The organism is Serratia sp. BNK-12, from assembly GCF_047456085.1.
Taxonomy (GTDB): Bacteria; Pseudomonadota; Gammaproteobacteria; order Enterobacterales; family Enterobacteriaceae; genus Serratia; species Serratia liquefaciens.
Genome location: NZ_CP179896.1, coordinates 2,278,512 through 2,295,819, shown reverse-complemented (window position 1 = coordinate 2,295,819; position 17,308 = coordinate 2,278,512). Strand labels below are relative to the sequence as shown.

Sequence of the window (17,308 nt, the reverse complement as noted above, 5' to 3'; positions counted from 1 at the left end):
TGCAGCGCCCCTACCATTAAACAACAGAGCACTTTGTCAACGGGCGCCCTTTTCTTTGCTTATGTGGTTCTCAGTTCAGCAGATTGGTGCCGAATGCCCCCTGCCAATCTTGCTCGAATTTCTCTACCGCGGCCTGAACCGCCGGTGCCGCGAGGAACTGCTCAGCCACGTCGACCGGCAGAGTGATGGCCTGACAACCCGCCAGCAAGCATTCCAGCGCCTGACGCGGCGTTTTGAAACTGGCCGCCAGCACACGGGCTCCCGGCGCGTGCAGCGTCAGCAATTGCTGCAGCTCGTGAACCATTTCAATGCCGTCACCGCCCTGCGCGTCCAGGCGGTTCACGTATGGGGCCACATACTCAGCCCCCGCCAGCGCCGCCAGCAGTCCCTGACCCGCACCATAAACCGCCGTCCCCAGCGTAGGAATCGACATCGACTTCAGTTTTTTAATCGCTGCCAGGCCTTCTGCGGTCGCCGGTATCTTAACCACCAGCCCAGGCACTCGCTGATGAAGCAACGCCGCTTCCGCCACCATGCGCTCGGCGTCGTTAGCCATCACCTGAGCAAAGAGTTTGCCGGTGCCCCCCAGCGCATCGCGCAGCGCCGGTAACACTTCCCAAATCGGTTTTCCCTCTTTGGCAACAATGCTCGGATTGGTGGTCACACCGTGCAGAGGCAGGATGCGCGCCAGTCGTTTTACTGCGTTCACATCGGCGGTATCGAGATAAAGCTCCATTACGGACTCCTGAATCTTTTGTGGACGAATTCAAACTCTCATCATAGTAGGAACATGCAACGCATTTATATTTGATCGAAATCAAATCAACTTTCATTCGAAACAACTTTAATGGCAAAAGAAAAGCAACCGAATGACAGGTGACTCGTGATCTTCAATCTGCAGCGCTATTCCACCCATGATGGTCCAGGCATCCGCAGCGTAGTGTTCCTGAAGGGCTGCTCGTTGGGCTGTCTCTGGTGCCAGAATCCGGAAAGCCGCTCGCGAAAAGCGGATTTGCTGTTCGATCCGCGTTTATGCCTCAGCGGCTGTACCCTGTGCGCCGAAGGCCATCCTCAGGCGATTCAACGAATAGACGACAACCTGCTGATCCAGCGCGAGTTACTCAGCCACGAAGAGTATGCCGCATTAGCCGCCCGTTGCCCAACCGACGCACTCAGCCTGTGCGGCAGCGCAGTAAATATCGACGATATCATGACCGAGGTGCTGCGCGATCGGCCTTTTTATCTGCGCACCGGTGGCGGCCTGACACTTTCCGGCGGTGAACCCTTCATGCAGCCTGCCGTGGCGGCAGAACTGCTGAAGCGCGGCCGTGAGGCCGGCATTCATACCGCGGTGGAATCTTGCCTGCATACGCCCTGGTCGCACATAGCACCTTCGCTGCCCTGGCTCGATCTGATGCTGGCGGATTTGAAACACGTCGATGAAAAACGTTTCAAGCAGTGGACCGGCGGCTCCGCCAAACGGGTAATGGAAAACTTCCGCCGCCTGGCAGCCCACGGTACCCGAATGACCGTGCGCGTCCCGCTGATCCCCGACTTTAACGCCGATCGCCGCTCAATTCGCGCGATTGTCGATTTCGCCGCCGATGAGGCCGGCGTTACAGAGATTCATTTCTTGCCGTACCACACGTTGGGTATCAACAAATATAACCTGCTCGGCGAGCCTTATCACGCGGCCCGCACCCCACTAGATGCCCCTGAACTGCTGGCCTATGCCGAACAGTACGCCGAGGCCAAAGGGCTGACTGCCATTTTGCGAGGATAACACCATGACTAAGCTGGATCTGACCACCCTGTCCGAACGCACCCAGGCTCACAAGAACGCGCTGATCCATATCGTCAAACCGCCGGTTTGCACCGAACGCGCCCAGCACTACACCGAAGCCTATCAGCAGCATCAGGACAAACCCTTGCCGGTTCGTCGGGCATTGGCATTGGCTAACCATTTGGCTAAGCGAACTTTGCGAATCGATAACGACGAGTTGATTATCGGCAACCAGGCCAGCGAATTACGCGCTGCGCCGATTTTCCCCGAATATACCGTCAGTTGGATCGAAGACGAGATTGACCAACTGGCCGACCGTCCGGGCGCCGGTTTCTCAGTCAGTGAAGAGAACAAGGCCATTTTGCATCGGCTATGCCCGTGGTGGCGCGGCCAGACGGTGCAAGATCGCTGCTACGGCATGTTTACCGACGAACAAAAGGCCCTGCTGGCCACCGGTATCATCAAGGCTGAAGGCAATATGACCTCAGGGGATGCCCATCTCGCGGTGAATTTCCCACTACTGTTGGAAAAAGGCCTCGACGGGCTGCGTGAGAAGGTCGATGAACGTCGCAGTCGTATCCGGCTTACCGACTGGGAAGAGTTGCATCAGGAGCAATTCCTTAAGGCAATCGATCTGACCCTGGAAGCGCTGAGCGCGCATATCTTGCGCTTTGCCCAGTTGGCGCGCGACATGGCGCAGACGGAAAACCGTTTGTGGCGGCGTGAAGAGCTGCTGGCCATCGCGGAAAACTGTGAGCTGATTGCCCATCGGCCACCACAAACCTTCTGGCAGGCCCTGCAACTGTGCTACTTCATTCAACTGACGCTACAGATTGAATCCAACGGCCATTCGGTGTCTTTTGGCCGCCTCGACCAATATCTCTACCCCTGGTACCGTCGTGACGTAGAGTTGGAACAGACGTTGCCACGCGAGCGTGCGATTGAAATGCTGCACAGTTGTTGGTTGAAGCTGTTGGAGATCAACAAGATCCGTTCCGGCTCACATTCCAAGGCCTCGGCAGGCAGTCCTCTTTATCAGAACGTCACTATTGGCGGACAGCAACTGATCAACGGCAAACCCTGCGATGCGGTTAACCCCTTGTCCTATGCCATTCTGGAGTCCTGCGGGCGCTTACGCTCCACCCAGCCTAATCTCAGCGTGCGTTACCATGCAGGAGTGAGTAACGACTTCCTCGACGCCTGCGTGCAAGTGATCCGCTGTGGGTTCGGCATGCCGGCCTTCAACAACGATGAAATCGTTATCCCTGAGTTTATCAAACTGGGCGTGGAGCCGCAGGATGCCTATGACTACGCGGCGATCGGCTGTATCGAAACCGCCGTGGGCGGGAAATGGGGTTACCGCTGCACCGGCATGAGCTTTATCAACTTCGCTCGCGTCATGCTGGCGGCACTGGAACAAGGGCGCGATGCCACCTCCGGCAAAATTTTCCTGCCACAAGCAGAGGCGCTCTCGAAGGAAAACTTCGCCGACTTTGAGCAGGTGCTGGGCGCTTGGGACAGCCAGATCCGCTATTACACGCGCAAGTCGATTGAAATTGAATGCGTGGTCGATACCGTATTAGAAGAGAACGCGCACGATATCCTCTGCTCAGCGCTGGTGGATGACTGCATCGAACGCGGCAAAAGTATCAAGCAAGGTGGCGCAAAATACGATTGGGTTTCTGGTCTGCAGGTCGGCATAGCCAACCTGGGCAACAGCCTGGCGGCGGTGCGCAAGCTGGTCTTCGAACAAGGGGTTATTGGCCAACGGCAATTGGCGGCAGCGCTGGAAAATGACTTCGACGGATTGAGCGGCGAACAGTTACGCCAGCGTCTGCTCAACGCCGCTCCAAAATACGGTAACGACGAGGATGAGGTCGATCAACTGCTGGTGCGTGCTTATCAGACTTATATCGACGAACTGAAGCAGTACCACAATACCCGCTTTGGTCGTGGCCCGATAGGCGGCACCTACTACGCTGGAACGTCGTCGATTTCAGCTAACGTGCCGTTTGGCGCGGCTACCCTGGCCACGCCAGACGGCCGTAAAGCGCATACGCCGTTGGCGGAAGGTGCCAGCCCGGCTTCCGGTACGGATCATCTGGGACCGACCGCCGTGTTCAATTCGTTGTCCAAACTGCCCACCGCTTCTATCCTCGGCGGCGTGTTGCTGAATCAGAAACTGAACCCGGCGACGTTGGAGGATCCGCGGGACCGAGAAAAACTGATGTTGATGCTGCGCACCTTCTTTGAGGACTACCAGGGTTGGCATGTGCAATACAACATCGTGTCGCGGGAAACGCTGCTGAAAGCGAAGCAACATCCTGACCAATATCGTGATTTAGTGGTCCGCGTTGCTGGATATTCCGCTTTCTTTACCGCATTATCCCCTGACGCGCAGGATGATATTATTGCGCGAACAGAACATACTATTTAAACAATAAATATTAGCGGCCGCACATTGGTGGCCGCACATCAGGTTGATATGAATTCAAGACAACAGACAATACTTCAATTGGTAAACGATCGCCGGCGTATCAGCGTCAGCGATTTGGCCGCGGCCACCGGCGTTTCAGAGGTGACGATCCGCCAGGATTTGAACCTGCTGGAGAAACGCAGCTACCTGAAACGGGTGCACGGTTCCGCGCTGGCATTAGAAAGCGACGACGTCGATGCGCGCATGATGTCCAACTTCACCCTCAAGCAAAAGCTGGCGCAGTATGCCGCCTCGCTGGTTAACGACGATGAGACCATTTTTATCGAAAGCGGCAGCGCCAACGCGCTGCTGGCGCGTTATATCGCCGAGCGTAAACGCATCACGCTGATCACCGTCAGCCACTATATCGCCCATCTGCTAAAAGAAACGGATTGCGAAGTGATCGTGCTGGGCGGCATGTACCAGAAAAAGAGCGAGACCGTGGTCGGGCCATTAACCCGCCAATGCATTCAGCAAGTGCATTTCAGCAAGGCGTTTATTGGCATCGATGGCTATCATGCGGATACTGGCTTCACCGGCCGCGATATGATGCGCGCCGACGTGGTCAACGCCGTGCTGGCGAAGGGCGTAGAAAATATTGTCCTGACCGACTCGTCAAAATTCGGTCAAATTCAGCCCAATCCGCTGGCCCAGCAGGGCAAGGTTCAGAGGGTAATCACCGATTCGCGGCTGTCGTTGGAGTATCAACACCTGTTGAAGCGCCAGGGAATACAGTTGGATATGGTGAACGACTAGCCTTCAGACGAAACAACGGGAGAGCCGCCGACAGGCGGACCTCCTGATGCTCACTGGCCGTAGTAGGCGTTTTTACCGTGCTTGCGCAGGTAATGTTTGTCCAGCAGGGTTTGCTGCATATTCGCCAGGCCCGGCGACAACTGGCGCGAAAAAATCCCCATATAGGCAATTTCTTCCAGTACCACCGCATTATGAACCGCGGTTTCTGCGTTTTCCCCCCAGGTAAAGGGGCCATGAGAATGCACCAGCACGCCCGGCACCGCCGCCGGATTTAACCGACGCTGACCAAAGGTTTCGACAATCACTCTGCCGGTCTCCCATTCATAGCGGCCATTAATTTCCTCATCCTGCATCCGTCGGGTACAGGGAATGTCGCCGTAGAAATAGTCGGCGTGCGTTGTGCCCCAGGCCGGAATATCCAACCCTGCCTGCGCCCAAATGGTGGCATGCCGCGAATGGGTGTGCACTATGCCCCCGGCATCGCCAAATTCCAGGTACAACGCGCGGTGGGTATCGCTGTCTGAAGAGGGCTTTTTGTCCCCCTCCACCACCTTGCCGCTTTCCAGTTCCAGCACCACCATATCGTCACGAGTCATCACCCCGTATTCCACCCCCGAGGGTTTGATCACCATCAATCCCTCACGCCGATCGACAGCGCTGACATTCCCCCAGGTGAAGGTCACCAGATGATGACGTGGCAGCGCCAGATTGGCCTCCAATACCTGCTGCTTGAGATCGTTAAGCATGTTTCTTTCCCGGTTAACCCTGTTGGGAATATTGTCGGCAGGCAGGCTTGGGGGCGGTATGGCGTAAATCGCTAAAGACCGCGTAGTCTTCTGCTGGAAACGGCAATTTGCGCGTTGGGGATTAAATAGCGCGCAATGGACTTTAAGATTATTTACCTGTTTATCGTTCAGCAGAAGCTTATAGTGAATATTGGCGGAGGGAGCGCTCTTGGCGTTTCAATTATTCTGCCTTTAACAAAAAATGCCATTTTTTATAGCGATACTTACTGGGAGCCACTAGCAGGCCGAAATTCGGGTTCATGCCTATACTTAATAGGCACTCCCAGATAGCCAATGCTAAGGAGAAGTCATTATGATGATTATCAATAAACGTTTTGCCACCGCCGCTCTGGCGCTTACTCTGGCGTTTTCACTCAGCGCTTGTTCAAACATGTCCAAACGTGACCGTAACACCGCCATTGGTGCCGGTGCGGGGGCCGTAGGCGGCGCGGTGCTGACCGATGGTAGCGCACTGGGTACGCTCGGCGGGGCTGCGGTGGGGGGCATCATTGGTCATCAGGTAGGTAAATAACCTGTTCGGCCAGTATTCAGATACCTCTGCCGACAGGCTGGCAAAAGCGATATCGCTTTGACGTATTACGCATAATAAAGATTATTTCAGGTCTGTTTTACCTTTCATCGATGGCGGGTTGCCATCAACGGGTTAACGCCCGGCAGCAGTATCCCAGCCATGCCGCAGTATTGCACCGCGGCATGGCCATTCGCTCAGGCGATTCGATTAGCCGCCCGCCAGCTTGACCTTCATCCCTTTGGCTTCCAACAGCTGTTTAAGCAGATCCCGCTTATCGCCCTGGATCTCGATCACGCCCTCTTTCACCGAACCGCCGCAGCCGCATTTTTTCTTGAGCTCTGCCGCCAGCTTGTCCAATGCGGCATCATCCAGATCAACGCCGGTGATCAGGCAAACGCCCTTTCCCTTGCGCCCGCTGGTCTGGCGCTGAATACGCACGATACCGTCGCCCTTTTCACGCGGCGGTTTGACGTCTTCCTGCTTGATACGCCCGCTATCGGTGGAATACACCAGCCGGCTGTTATCGTTGTTCATTGTCGTCTCCTTAAGCCAGAGAAGCGCGGATCGCACTTAGCGTAGCGGCCGGATCCGCGGATTGGGTGATCGGGCGCCCAATCACCATATAATCAACGCCAGCCGCTTGCGCCTGTACCGGCGTCATGATGCGTCGCTGATCGCCGGCGTCGCTGCCTTCAGGACGGATGCCCGGCGTCACCAGTTGGAATTGTTGGCCACAGGCAGCTTTGAGACGCTCGGCTTCGTGCGCTGAACAAACTACGCCATCCAACCCACAATCGCGGGTCAGACGTGCCAAGCGCTCCGCATGCTCGGCCGGAGAAAGTTCGATACCGATACCACGCAGATCTTCTGCTTCCATGCTGGTCAGCACGGTGACGGCGATCAGCAACGGGGCCTGAGCGCCATAGGGCTGCAATGCTTCTTTCGCTGCGGTCATCATGCGTGCACCACCGCTGGCATGAACATTCACCATCCATACACCCAACTCGGCCGCAGCAGCAACGGCACGGGCGGTGGTGTTGGGAATGTCATGGAATTTCAAATCCAGGAACACGTCGAAACCACGCGAGTGTAAATCGCGCACCAGCTGCGGCCCAAACAGGGTGAACATTTCCTTGCCCACTTTTAACCGGCAGTCCTGCGGATCAATACGATCGGCAAATGCCAGTGCCGCGCCAATATCTGCGTAATCCAGCGCAACGATGATCGGAGATGATTTTAAGTCATTGTTATTGATGTTATTTTCAGACTTCATTTCTTCTACCTTCTGTAAAATGGACATAAATAGGTAATAACCCGCCAAACTGACCGCCGCATTCTACATGCCGGCCGACAGAAATCCCAGCCGCAGCGCGCTCTGCGCTTAAGTAATGTTATCCCCTCGTACGTCATCAAGCGTCAATAACCCCTGACCGCCCTTAACCCAGCCTGCGTAAACCGCCGTAAAGATGCGTAAATTATAAATCAAATAATTTGAACAACATGCTCAGCATTATCAGATTTTAAATCCCTTCGGATGCTTTATTATTCAACACATCGGAAGCATACGCCTTCCAACCTAAACAAACAGACTGGAGTCTCTCATGAAAAGCATCAAATATTTTGCAGCAGCAGCCGTTATCGCCATGACCTCTTTCGCTACCTTCGCCGCTGAGCCGGTGGATCAGCAACAGGCCAGCAGCCTGACCGCTTCAGGCGTCGTTTCCGCCGGTCATGCCACTACCCTGAGTGGCCTGGAAGCCAAACTGGCCGCTAAAGCCGACGCCCAAGGCGCCAGCAGCTACCGCATCATTTCTGCCGGTGGTAACAACATGCTGAGTGGTACCGCAGTTATCTACAAATAAGCTATTAGGTATAGGGCCCGGCACGCCGGGCTTTACTTTATTTCCCCCGCCAGATCGTTCGCTATTCCCGCACCGTAATGTTACAAAAATATTAAATTTTTATTACACACTAGACTCTCTCCCCATAGTGGCTTAGCTTGAAGGCAATCCTCCCGCAGAAAGGCTTCAAAATGAGCGAGATATCTACATTAACCATTAAAATTCCTCTGGAACTCAAAGAAAAAATTCGTGCCATTGCTGCCGATAATCAACTCTCTCTGAGTGCCGAGGTTTGCCAGCGTCTAGAAAGCAGCTTCGATCTTCCGACCAAAGCGGAAAAACCGGCTAAAAAAGCAGCCGAGTTGCATCATGGCGAAATCGATAATCAGGGGATTGAAGAAGAAGTTGAGCAACCGCTGAATCAGAAAGAGTTGAAGAAGCTGCGTCAGCTGTTGAAAGGTAGCGCGAAGGCCGGCAAGAAAAAATAAGTCGGTTTAGTGATCATAAGAAAACGGGGCCTGATTAGGCCCCGTTTTTTATTGTCGCTATTGTCCATCCAACCCGCGGATCGGTTTAACCGATGACCAGGCCCGGCATGACGGGCAATGCCAATACAGAGAGTGAGCGGTAAAACCGCATTTATGACAGCGATAACGCGGCTTGGTCCGAATTTGCTCGCCGACCATATCGCGTAGCAATAACAGGCTCTCCTTCGCACGGCCGTCCTCTGCGTCCGCCAGGTGGTAATCCATCAGGCGGTAAAATACTCGCATGGTCGGGTGGCGCTGTAGCTGGCGGTTGATATACACCTGCACCACGTCACGCCCTTCATGCTGCTCAATTATTTCCGCCAGCATCAGTTCCGCAGTAGCGCCGGTATTCTCTTCCACGCAGCGTTTGAGGAAGTCCGCCCAACCCTGCTGCTGTTCCAGATGCTGGTAACACTCTTGCAGCATCGGCAGGGTTTCGCTCACCAGTTCTTTATCCTGATTCAGTACGCGCTGTAGCGACTCAACCGCCTTGGCGTACTCACCCTGGGCCATATAAATACGTCCCACCATGATAGATACACGCGCACACTGATTATCTGCCGAAGCCGCGCGTTTCAATAATCCCATCGCTTTATCGAGATCGTCGCTGCCCATCGCCTGCAAGGCCAGTTCGCAATAAAAATGTGCGATCTCGACGCGCTGTTTGTCTTTGCCTAATTTGACCAGTTTTTCCGCCACGTCGATGGCTTTCAGCCAGTCGCTGGTGGCCTGATGGATCGCCAACAGCTGCTGTAGCGCAGAAAGACGGAAATCCTCTTCGCCAACCAGTTGGCCAAACATGTCTTCGGCACGATCGTACATGCCAGCGGCCATGTAGTCGCGGCCCAGCTGTTGCACGGCCAGCAAACGTTGTTCGAAGGTCAGGGAAGCGCTTTCCATCAGCGCCTGATGGATGCGGATAGCGCGGTCGACTTCACCACGCGAACGGAACAGGTTACCCAGCGTCAGATGGGCTTCAACGGTGTTGCTGTCCTCTTTCAACATATCAAGGAACAGATCGACCGCTTTATCCTGCTGGTTGGAGAGCAGGAAGTTAACCCCGGCCACGTACTCGCGCGACAGACGGTTGGCTTCCTGTTGTTTATCCTGTTGAGCACTTCTGCGCCCCATGTACCATCCGTACGCGGCAGCCACGGGCAGCAACAGAAACAGCAGCTCTAACATAGAAGATTATTCCTTGCTGACAACGGACTGAGCTGCCGGCTCAGCAGGTTGTTCAAGCTGCAGTTCCAGCCTTTTGATTTTGCGTTCGGCACGCCCCAGCGCAATACGGGTGCGCAGATAAAACAGGCCGCAAATGACCCAACCGAGAACAAAACCGGCGCCAAACAACGCCGCCAACAGAGTCGATACGCGATAGTCGCCCTGCGCAACCAGATAGTTAAAACTCACCACCTGATCGTTATGCGCGCCCAACGTGACAGAAATCACGAAGATCACCAGAACTAACAAAAAAATCAGCAAATATTTCACATTCTTTCCCGCGATGCCGAGTTAATCGGATGAACTATGCCAATACGTGGCGTCCCTAACTAATAAGTTAGCATTTCCCGTCGTAGCAGGGAAACCCTGAGGCACGATAAAACCATATATATGCTGGCATATTCGACAGTAAACGGCACTCCCGGACAAATTTATGAGAGAGCGTCTCAAAATAATAGATTAATCAAGATATGGGGGCATTAGTGCGAATTGCAATGAAGGTCTTATGTAAGCGGTTAATACGGCGCCATGTTGACGCCGTTAAAAGTGACGCGGTCACCTAATGCTTATGGGTCAGGGTTCTTTCCGCAATTTCCTGTTGCTCCTGCGGAGGCGGTGTCAAAGGCCCGAACCAGCGTTGCACCAGCCAACAGGCCAAGGTGACCAGCAACCAGCTAATCAAGGTCGCCACCGCCAGATCACGCGGCCAATGCATCCCCAGCAACAAACGGCTCCCCATCACCCCTACTGCCCAAACCATCAGTATCGCCACGGTCTTGTAATGCCTACGCGGCCACAGCAACCCCACGCCCAGCAGCGCCCAACTGGCGGCAAACATGGTATGGCCCGAAGGAAACGCAAAACCGGTCTCAAACTGCCAATGTTCGCGCAACCATACGGGCACCAGCGGCTGGTCCTGCAGTTGCTCTTTGACCAACGCCCCCCGCTCTTTGCGCTTGAGTGAGTAGAAGTACTTTTCATCAATCTGATGGGCTGATTCCAGCCACAGCACGAAAGGCCGTGGCTCTTGTACCCGGTCCTTGATAAAGGACTTCACGCCCTGGCCAATCATTATCGACGCGCTGAGCAGCACCAGCAGGCCAATGGCCGGCTTGATGCGAAAACGCAGGCACCACAGGAACCAGGCGCAAAGAATGATATTGGTGATAATGCCCCAGGGGGAAGTGACCGTTTCGGTCAGCCAGTACAGACCTTTCAGAAGACGTCCGTCGCCCCCCGGTTGCCATTGCCAGCCGGAAAGCCACACCGCCAAAGGCATCAGCAACAGAACTATTGCCCCTGCGGCCGTACGTTTTGCTATCTCAAACATTCCTATCGTCCTTTGCTTAAGCCAATTTGCAGTGTAACAATCTTGCAATATCGATAACACTCTAAAAATTAAACAGATAAAAAACCTATCGCAATAATAGTTGGCTGAAAACGCCGGATGCTGGTTTGCTGAGCACCGCAGGGCAAGAAGTTATGGCAAAATAGCCGATAATTAACGAAATGCCGATCGTCGTTGCGCATTTTAATACTGGTCAGTTCACCGAACCGGAAGTAGGATGCGCAACCATGATTGAATCGGATGTATTTGTGGAGAGCAACATGCAGCTTAAACGGGTGGCAGAGGCCAAATTGCCAACACCTTGGGGCGATTTCCTGATGGTAGGATTCGAAGAACTGGCTACCGGACACGACCATTTGGCGCTGGTGTTCGGTGATATCTCTGGCGCGACGCCGGTACTCTCACGCGTACATTCTGAGTGTCTGACCGGTGATGCATTATTCAGCCTGCGCTGCGACTGCGGTTTTCAGTTGGAAGCGGCGCTGGAGCATATCGCAGAAGAAGGTCGCGGTATCCTGCTCTACCATCGTCAGGAAGGTCGCAATATCGGTTTGCTGAATAAAATCCGCGCTTATGCATTGCAGGACAAAGGCGCTGATACGGTAGAGGCCAATCATCAGTTGGGCTTTGCCGCCGATGAGCGCGACTTCACCCTGTGCGCCGACATGTTCAAGCTGTTGGGCGTGGATGCGGTACGCTTGCTGACCAACAACCCGAAAAAGGTTGAGATCCTGACGGAAGCCGGCATCAACATCACCGAGCGCGTGCCGCTGATCGTTGGCCGCAATCCGAAGAACGAACGTTACCTGGCCACCAAGGCAGCCAAAATGGGCCATTTGCTGGACCAGAAGTAATTTCCCTGCGGGAAAAAATCAGGGCGCCGAATAAGGCGCCCTTTTTTATTACAGCATTTTCCTGATCACATAGTGCAGGATACCGTCGTTTTCATAGTAAGTGAGCTCGTTGCCAGTATCGATACGACAACGGGTATTCACCACTTCCTTGCGCCCGTCGGCATAGGTGATATGTACCGGCACCGTCTGCCCCGGCTGCAGCGTTTGCAGCCCGCTGACGCTGATCTGCTCGTCACCGCTCAGCCCCAGCGTTTTGCGCGTCACGCCTGCCGGGAATTCCAGCGGCAGAATGCCCATCCCAATCAGGTTAGAACGGTGAATACGTTCAAAGGATTCGGCAATAACCACCCGAACACCCAGCAACCGCGGCCCCTTCGCCGCCCAGTCACGGCTGGAGCCTGAACCGTATTCTTTACCGGCAATCACCGCCAACGGCACGCCTTCTTGTTGATACTGCATGGCGGCGTCATAGATCGACAACTGATTCTGCGACGGAATATGGCGCGTGTAGCCCCCTTCGACACCCGGCACCATTTCGTTACGGATACGAATATTGGCAAAGGTGCCACGCATCATCACTTCATGGTTACCACGGCGAGAGCCGTAGGAGTTAAAATCCTGCGCCGCAACGCCATGATCGCTCAGATAACGTCCCGCCGGGCTGTCACGCTTGATATTCCCCGCTGGAGAGATATGGTCGGTGGTCACCGAGTCGGCCAGGATCGCCAGAATGCGCGCATCCTTGATATCCTGCACCGGATCCGGCTTCACCTTCATGGTGCTGAAGAATGGCGGATGCCGAATATAGGTAGAATCGCCCTGCCATTGGTAGGTGGCCGAGCCGGCAACCTGAATCGACTGCCAGTTGGCGTCACCGTCAAATACCGCGCCGTATTCCTTATGGAACATCTCAGTGCGAACTTCTTCCACCGCCTGGGCAATATCTTTGCTGCTCGGCCAGATATCCTTCAGATAGACCGGCTGCCCGTCGTGACCTTCGCCCAGAGGCTCTTTGGTCAGATCAATCTTCATGCTGCCAGCCAGCGCATAAGCGACCACCAGCGGCGGTGAAGCCAACCAGTTGGTTTTAACCAGTGGATGGATACGGCCTTCAAAGTTACGGTTGCCGGATAGCACCGCCCCTACGGTCAAATCACCCTCTTTAATCGCCTGCTCGATCGGATCAGGCAATGGCCCGGAGTTACCGATACAGGTGGTACAGCCGTAACCGACCAGATTAAAACCGAGTTCCTCTAGGTAGGAGGTCAGTTTGGCGCTGTCAAAATAGTCAGTCACCACTTTGGACCCCGGTGCCAACGAGGTTTTCACCCAAGGCTTGGTTCGCAAACCTTTGTTAACCGCGTTCTTCGCCAACAGGCCGGCTGCCATCATTACGCTGGGGTTCGAGGTGTTGGTGCAAGAAGTAATGGCCGCGATAACCACCGCGCCGTTATGCAGCTCATGCTGCTGTTGGTTCAAAGTGAAGGTTTTGAATTCGGACTTGCGATGCTGATTGCCGATCTCGAGTTCGGTCGCGGCGTTGAACGCCTTAGGCACGTCCGGCAGCGCCACGCGATCCTGAGGGCGCTTCGGCCCTGCCAGGCTGGCGACCACCGTCGACATATCCAACGCCAACGTGCTGGTAAACACCGGTTCATCGCCCGGGTTACGCCACATGCCTTGCGCTTTGGCATAGGCTTCTACCAGTGCGATTTGCTCGTCGCTACGGCCACTGAGTTTCATGTAACCCAGCGTCACTTCGTCCACCGGGAAGAAGCCGCAGGTCGCGCCAAACTCTGGCGACATGTTGGCAATGGTTGCCCGGTCGGCCAACGGCAGGTCTGCCAGGCCGTCACCGTAAAACTCGACAAATTTCCCCACCACGCCGTGTTTTCGCAGCATTTGGGTCACGGTCAACACCAGATCGGTGGCGGTAATGCCTTCGCTCAGCTTACCGGTCAGTTTAAAGCCCACCACGTCAGGGATCAGCATAGACACCGGTTGACCCAACATCGCCGCTTCGGCTTCAATACCGCCCACACCCCAGCCCAGAATGCCCAGACCGTTGATCATGGTGGTGTGAGAATCGGTACCGACCAGGGTATCCGGGTAAGCGATACGCTGCCCGCTCTCGTCCGTGTGCCATACGGTTTGGCCGAGATACTCCAGGTTGACCTGGTGGCAGATACCGGTGCCCGGCGGCACAACGCGGAAGCGGTTAAAGGCTTTTTGCCCCCAACGCAGGAAGGTGTAACGCTCGTGGTTGCGCTCCATTTCAATGCGCACGTTTTCTTCAAAAGCGTCGTCATCGCCGAACTCATCAACGGTGACCGAGTGGTCAATCACCAAATCGACCGGTGACAGCGGGTTGACCTGGTCAACGTTCCCGCCTAACCGCTGCACCGCTTCACGCATCGCAGCCAAATCTACGACCGCAGGCACTCCGGTAAAATCCTGCATCAGCACGCGGGCCGGACGGTAGGCAATCTCACGATCGGCATGGCCCGTTTGCAACCAGCCAACAATAGCTTTCAGATCGTCAACCTGCACGGTGTCGCCATCCACATGGCGCAGCAAGTTTTCCAACAGTACTTTCATTGATTTTGGCAGTCGGTCGATGTTGCCCAACTGTTTTGCCGCCAATGGCAGGCTGAAATAGCCATACTCAGTATTGAGCGCCACCAGCTTATCCATACTCGTTTCACGAAGATCGGACGACATAGCTCCTCCATTTCTTATTATGTCTAAAACAGGGTAATCACTGAGGTCTTATTTAAAGATAACACAAAGATGACGTAACGTTTTGATAACAACACGTTTTGATCATAACGATAGGCAAGAACAATCAACGGAGGTAAGTACTTGTTCGGGCAGCGGATTAACGCGGAAACGACGCTAAACTGGTCGGATATGTGGCACAGGCAAGGCCAAAGGAAGGGATTACCCTCCCGTCTTGGCAAACACGGCGAGTCAGGAAAGGTCAAAAAATGAAGGTTTCTACGGGATGGGATTTATTTAGGCCAGGGGCTTAGATCAACCAGCAGACCAATGAACCCACCAACAGCCAGAACAAACCACTGATCATGAACACGGCTTGCCAAGCTTTACGTCTAATGTCCTTATCGTTCACACCAACATCCCTGTATCCAAACAAACAGAGGGGGATTATGGATCACATTGAACGACGGCCATATCAGGGAAATCTCATGCCAGGTATTTCCACCTCAATATGGCGCTCGTACCAACACTGGAAAAGGCTTAATATTCAGCAGGTTTAAATCTCGTCGGGACATGGCATAAAATGCAAACTGTTTGCCGGCCGAGATCCAACGGCAATACTCCCGCGTCCAGGTCTACACTTTTCGACGGTGGTGGAGGCATAATTTAAGCTTAAGGAGACGCAGTGGCATTTTTGGGATTCGTCAGTGAACAAGAGTGTCGAGGCTGGCAAGATGCTTCGGCTTATCTTCCCGCGTTCAGTTTTTATGAAAAACACCAGTCAGAACCTATCGACGCTGCACCCGAAGCCATTATTCAAGCGGTGTTATCGCTGGATATGGCGGAAGACCCGATCATCCGCAGGCTGCTGATGCTACGCCAACTGCCGGGTACGGTGCGCCAACGGCTCTTCAAAACCGAGCTCACCACGCCGCCAGCGGCCTTTGGCTTCGACACCTTTACCCTGCTCCATCAGGACAGCCATGAAGTCTCGCTGGGGCTGGCCGGGCGTTTTTGGCGGCCTATGTTGGGCGTCAATAAACTGGCAACTGCAGAGGATTTTCACCAATTTAACGACCAGAAAGCCGCAAAACTGGTGCTGCGTTTTAAGGTTATCCCGGAGGCTCCCGGGCTCGCTATGCTGCGTACCGAAACCTTTATCTGGTGCCCGACACCGCAGGTTAAAGCGCGGCTTGCCGGCTATTGGGCGATGATCCGTCCCGCCAGCGGGTGGATCCGACGGCGCACCCTGCTTTCAGTACAGCGTAAACTGGCAAAAGGCGGTTAACTGAGCGCTAAAGCCTGAATGGAGGAAGTCAGTAAGAGGGGAAAGCAGGAGAGAACGTGCCTCTCCTGCTGCATAAATCTTTTTGCTAGTCGTTAGATTACCGGCTTATTTTTCCGGCAGCTTGATGTCCTTGAACATCGCTTCGATCTCTTCGTTGGAACGCAGTGCAACCGCGTTGTCGACCACGTCACGCGTCAGGTGTGGCGCAAAACGCTGGATAAAATCGTACATATAGCTGCGCAGGAAGGTGCTGCGACGGAAGCCGATTTTGGTGGTGCTGTAGGTGAAGATATCACGAGCATCCACCGTCACCAGATCCGGGTCTTGTATCGGGTCCACCGCCATGCTGGCGATCACACCCACCCCAAGGCCCAGACGCACGTATGTTTTAATCACGTCGGCATCGGTAGCCGTAAATACGATGCGCGGTGTCAGTCCGGCACGGTTGAATGCCGTATCCAACTCAGAGCGGCCGGTGAAGCCGAAGGTATAGGTCACGATCGGGTAAGCTGCCAGTTCTTCGATGGTAATGTGGCTTTTACCGGCTAAAGGATGATCGGGTTTCACCACTACCGCGCGGTTCCAGTGATAGCACGGCAGCATGATTAAATCGTCGTAGAGGTGCAGCGCTTCAGTGGCAATGGCGAAATCTGCCGTGCCTTTGGAGACGGCTTCCGCAATTTGCGTCGGCGATCCCTGATGCATGTGCAGAGAGACTCGCGGATAGCGCTCAATAAAGCCTTTAATGACGTTGGGCAGCGCGTAGCGCGCCTGGGTGTGGGTGGTCGCCACGTACAACGAGCCTTTGTCCGGGTAGGTATGCTCGCCGGCGACGGCTTTGATCGCATCCACTTTGGACAAAACTTCACGCGCAATACGGATGATTTCCAATCCTGCCGGGGTGACCTGAGTCAGGTGCTTGCCACTGCGGGCGAAAATCTGGATACCCAGCTCATCCTCCAGCATCCGTACCTGCTTGCTGATGCCGGGCTGTGAGGTGTAAAGCCCTTCTGCCGTCGAGGAGACATTCAGGTTGTGGTTAACCACTTCCACGATGTAACGAAGCTGCTGCAATTTCATATCTTATACCATCCTAGGTTAAACACTGCGTTGAGCCGCAGCCAGGTATATCGGTGTCGCCCCGGTATGCTGAAAACGAATAAGCCATGAACA

18 protein-coding genes are annotated in these 17,308 nt (G+C 54.5%); 8 read left to right on the top strand and 10 right to left on the bottom strand.

The window, feature by feature from the left end:
- Window positions 1-70: 70 nt before the first annotated feature.
- A complete protein-coding gene (gene fsa / locus ACMGG1_RS10595; protein ID WP_187961436.1) occupies window positions 71-736 on the bottom strand; it encodes a fructose-6-phosphate aldolase in 666 nt (221 codons plus the stop codon).
- 147 nt (window positions 737-883) lie between these two features.
- Here fsa and ACMGG1_RS10590 point away from each other — a divergent pair, with 147 nt between their 5' ends.
- Genes ACMGG1_RS10590 through ACMGG1_RS10580 form a run of 3 tightly spaced genes read left to right on the top strand, consistent with a single transcriptional unit; the run spans window position 884 to window position 5,015 of the window.
- The gene (locus ACMGG1_RS10590) at window positions 884-1,783 is read left to right on the top strand and encodes a glycyl-radical enzyme activating protein (protein WP_128865184.1); all 900 of its coding nucleotides are present in this window, start codon (window positions 884-886) and stop codon (window positions 1,781-1,783) included.
- A gap of 4 nt (window positions 1,784-1,787) precedes the next feature.
- Entirely contained in the window at window positions 1,788-4,220 is a 2,433-nt protein-coding gene (locus tag ACMGG1_RS10585; RefSeq protein WP_414161358.1) for a formate C-acetyltransferase/glycerol dehydratase family glycyl radical enzyme, read from the top strand.
- A gap of 48 nt (window positions 4,221-4,268) precedes the next feature.
- Window positions 4,269-5,015 carry a DNA-binding transcriptional regulator YciT gene (locus ACMGG1_RS10580; RefSeq protein ID WP_115058708.1) on the top strand — a complete coding sequence of 249 codons (747 nt, stop codon included), beginning with the start codon at window positions 4,269-4,271 and terminating at the stop codon, window positions 5,013-5,015.
- Between the two features lie 50 nt (window positions 5,016-5,065).
- Here the strand turns inward: ACMGG1_RS10580 and araD are convergent, their stop codons facing one another.
- Window positions 5,066-5,761 carry an L-ribulose-5-phosphate 4-epimerase gene (gene araD / locus ACMGG1_RS10575; RefSeq protein ID WP_122079491.1) on the bottom strand — a complete coding sequence of 232 codons (696 nt, stop codon included), beginning with the start codon at window positions 5,759-5,761 and terminating at the stop codon, window positions 5,066-5,068.
- Between the two features lie 352 nt (window positions 5,762-6,113).
- Here araD and osmB point away from each other — a divergent pair, with 352 nt between their 5' ends.
- The gene (gene osmB, locus ACMGG1_RS10570) at window positions 6,114-6,332 is read left to right on the top strand and encodes an osmotically-inducible lipoprotein OsmB (RefSeq protein ID WP_004945176.1); all 219 of its coding nucleotides are present in this window, start codon (window positions 6,114-6,116) and stop codon (window positions 6,330-6,332) included.
- A gap of 207 nt (window positions 6,333-6,539) precedes the next feature.
- On the opposite strand, the gene yciH is transcribed toward osmB, so the two are convergent.
- On the bottom strand, window positions 6,540-6,866 hold the full coding sequence (yciH, locus tag ACMGG1_RS10565; protein WP_020827122.1) for a stress response translation initiation inhibitor YciH: 327 nt from the start codon (window positions 6,864-6,866) through the stop codon (window positions 6,540-6,542).
- 10 nt (window positions 6,867-6,876) lie between these two features.
- Window positions 6,877-7,605 carry an orotidine-5'-phosphate decarboxylase gene (pyrF, locus tag ACMGG1_RS10560; protein ID WP_187961439.1) on the bottom strand — a complete coding sequence of 243 codons (729 nt, stop codon included), beginning with the start codon at window positions 7,603-7,605 and terminating at the stop codon, window positions 6,877-6,879.
- Window positions 7,606-7,933: 328 nt separating this feature from the next.
- Here pyrF and bhsA point away from each other — a divergent pair, with 328 nt between their 5' ends.
- A complete protein-coding gene (gene bhsA, locus ACMGG1_RS10555; RefSeq protein WP_048758666.1) occupies window positions 7,934-8,194 on the top strand; it encodes a multiple stress resistance protein BhsA in 261 nt (86 codons plus the stop codon).
- 170 nt (window positions 8,195-8,364) lie between these two features.
- Window positions 8,365-8,661, top strand: a complete 297-nt coding sequence (locus tag ACMGG1_RS10550; RefSeq protein WP_122079493.1) for an Arc family DNA-binding protein — start codon at window positions 8,365-8,367, stop codon at window positions 8,659-8,661.
- 57 nt (window positions 8,662-8,718) lie between these two features.
- Here ACMGG1_RS10550 and lapB read toward each other — a convergent pair whose 3' ends face one another.
- The 3 genes from lapB to pgpB all read right to left on the bottom strand — a co-directional run bounded on the left by lapB (window position 8,719) and on the right by pgpB (window position 11,257).
- Window positions 8,719-9,888 (bottom strand): lipopolysaccharide assembly protein LapB, encoded by a 1,170-nt coding sequence (gene lapB, locus ACMGG1_RS10545; protein ID WP_020827126.1) that lies wholly within the window; start codon window positions 9,886-9,888, stop codon window positions 8,719-8,721.
- 6 nt (window positions 9,889-9,894) lie between these two features.
- Complete coding sequence (locus tag ACMGG1_RS10540) at window positions 9,895-10,197, bottom strand: LapA family protein (protein WP_020827127.1); 303 nt, start codon at window positions 10,195-10,197, stop codon at window positions 9,895-9,897.
- A gap of 289 nt (window positions 10,198-10,486) precedes the next feature.
- Window positions 10,487-11,257 (bottom strand): phosphatidylglycerophosphatase B, encoded by a 771-nt coding sequence (gene pgpB, locus ACMGG1_RS10535; protein ID WP_130016736.1) that lies wholly within the window; start codon window positions 11,255-11,257, stop codon window positions 10,487-10,489.
- A gap of 278 nt (window positions 11,258-11,535) precedes the next feature.
- Between pgpB and ribA the strand changes: the two genes are divergently transcribed.
- A complete protein-coding gene (gene ribA, locus ACMGG1_RS10530; protein WP_041415420.1) occupies window positions 11,536-12,129 on the top strand; it encodes a GTP cyclohydrolase II in 594 nt (197 codons plus the stop codon).
- A gap of 48 nt (window positions 12,130-12,177) precedes the next feature.
- On the opposite strand, the gene acnA is transcribed toward ribA, so the two are convergent.
- Together acnA and ACMGG1_RS10520 are read right to left on the bottom strand one after the other, a co-directional pair.
- The gene (gene acnA / locus ACMGG1_RS10525) at window positions 12,178-14,850 is read right to left on the bottom strand and encodes an aconitate hydratase AcnA (RefSeq protein WP_128865181.1); all 2,673 of its coding nucleotides are present in this window, start codon (window positions 14,848-14,850) and stop codon (window positions 12,178-12,180) included.
- Window positions 14,851-15,157: 307 nt separating this feature from the next.
- The gene (locus tag ACMGG1_RS10520) at window positions 15,158-15,259 is read right to left on the bottom strand and encodes a YmiA family putative membrane protein (protein ID WP_236591409.1); all 102 of its coding nucleotides are present in this window, start codon (window positions 15,257-15,259) and stop codon (window positions 15,158-15,160) included.
- A 273-nt stretch (window positions 15,260-15,532) separates the two neighbouring features.
- On the opposite strand from ACMGG1_RS10520, the gene ACMGG1_RS10515 reads away from it, so the two are divergent.
- On the top strand, window positions 15,533-16,135 hold the full coding sequence (locus ACMGG1_RS10515) for a hypothetical protein (protein WP_414161357.1): 603 nt from the start codon (window positions 15,533-15,535) through the stop codon (window positions 16,133-16,135).
- 105 nt (window positions 16,136-16,240) lie between these two features.
- On the opposite strand, the gene cysB is transcribed toward ACMGG1_RS10515, so the two are convergent.
- The gene (gene cysB / locus ACMGG1_RS10510) at window positions 16,241-17,215 is read right to left on the bottom strand and encodes an HTH-type transcriptional regulator CysB (RefSeq protein ID WP_020827132.1); all 975 of its coding nucleotides are present in this window, start codon (window positions 17,213-17,215) and stop codon (window positions 16,241-16,243) included.
- Between the last annotated feature and the right edge of the window lie 93 nt (window positions 17,216-17,308).

What these genes read in the sequence shown, in the direction of transcription:
- fsa (WP_187961436.1), bottom strand. Translation starts at nt 736, where the DNA reads ATGGAGCTTTATCTCGATACCGCCGATGTGAACGCAGTAAAACGACTG.
- ACMGG1_RS10585 (WP_414161358.1), top strand. Translation starts at nt 1,788, where the DNA reads ATGACTAAGCTGGATCTGACCACCCTGTCCGAACGCACCCAGGCTCAC.
- ACMGG1_RS10580 (WP_115058708.1), top strand. Translation starts at nt 4,269, where the DNA reads ATGAATTCAAGACAACAGACAATACTTCAATTGGTAAACGATCGCCGG.
- araD (WP_122079491.1), bottom strand. Translation starts at nt 5,761, where the DNA reads ATGCTTAACGATCTCAAGCAGCAGGTATTGGAGGCCAATCTGGCGCTG.
- osmB (WP_004945176.1), top strand. Translation starts at nt 6,114, where the DNA reads ATGATGATTATCAATAAACGTTTTGCCACCGCCGCTCTGGCGCTTACT.
- yciH (WP_020827122.1), bottom strand. Translation starts at nt 6,866, where the DNA reads ATGAACAACGATAACAGCCGGCTGGTGTATTCCACCGATAGCGGGCGT.
- pyrF (WP_187961439.1), bottom strand. Translation starts at nt 7,605, where the DNA reads ATGAAGTCTGAAAATAACATCAATAACAATGACTTAAAATCATCTCCG.
- bhsA (WP_048758666.1), top strand. Translation starts at nt 7,934, where the DNA reads ATGAAAAGCATCAAATATTTTGCAGCAGCAGCCGTTATCGCCATGACC.
- ACMGG1_RS10550 (WP_122079493.1), top strand. Translation starts at nt 8,365, where the DNA reads ATGAGCGAGATATCTACATTAACCATTAAAATTCCTCTGGAACTCAAA.
- lapB (WP_020827126.1), bottom strand. Translation starts at nt 9,888, where the DNA reads ATGTTAGAGCTGCTGTTTCTGTTGCTGCCCGTGGCTGCCGCGTACGGA.
- pgpB (WP_130016736.1), bottom strand. Translation starts at nt 11,257, where the DNA reads ATGTTTGAGATAGCAAAACGTACGGCCGCAGGGGCAATAGTTCTGTTG.
- ribA (WP_041415420.1), top strand. Translation starts at nt 11,536, where the DNA reads ATGCAGCTTAAACGGGTGGCAGAGGCCAAATTGCCAACACCTTGGGGC.
- acnA (WP_128865181.1), bottom strand. Translation starts at nt 14,850, where the DNA reads ATGTCGTCCGATCTTCGTGAAACGAGTATGGATAAGCTGGTGGCGCTC.
- cysB (WP_020827132.1), bottom strand. Translation starts at nt 17,215, where the DNA reads ATGAAATTGCAGCAGCTTCGTTACATCGTGGAAGTGGTTAACCACAAC.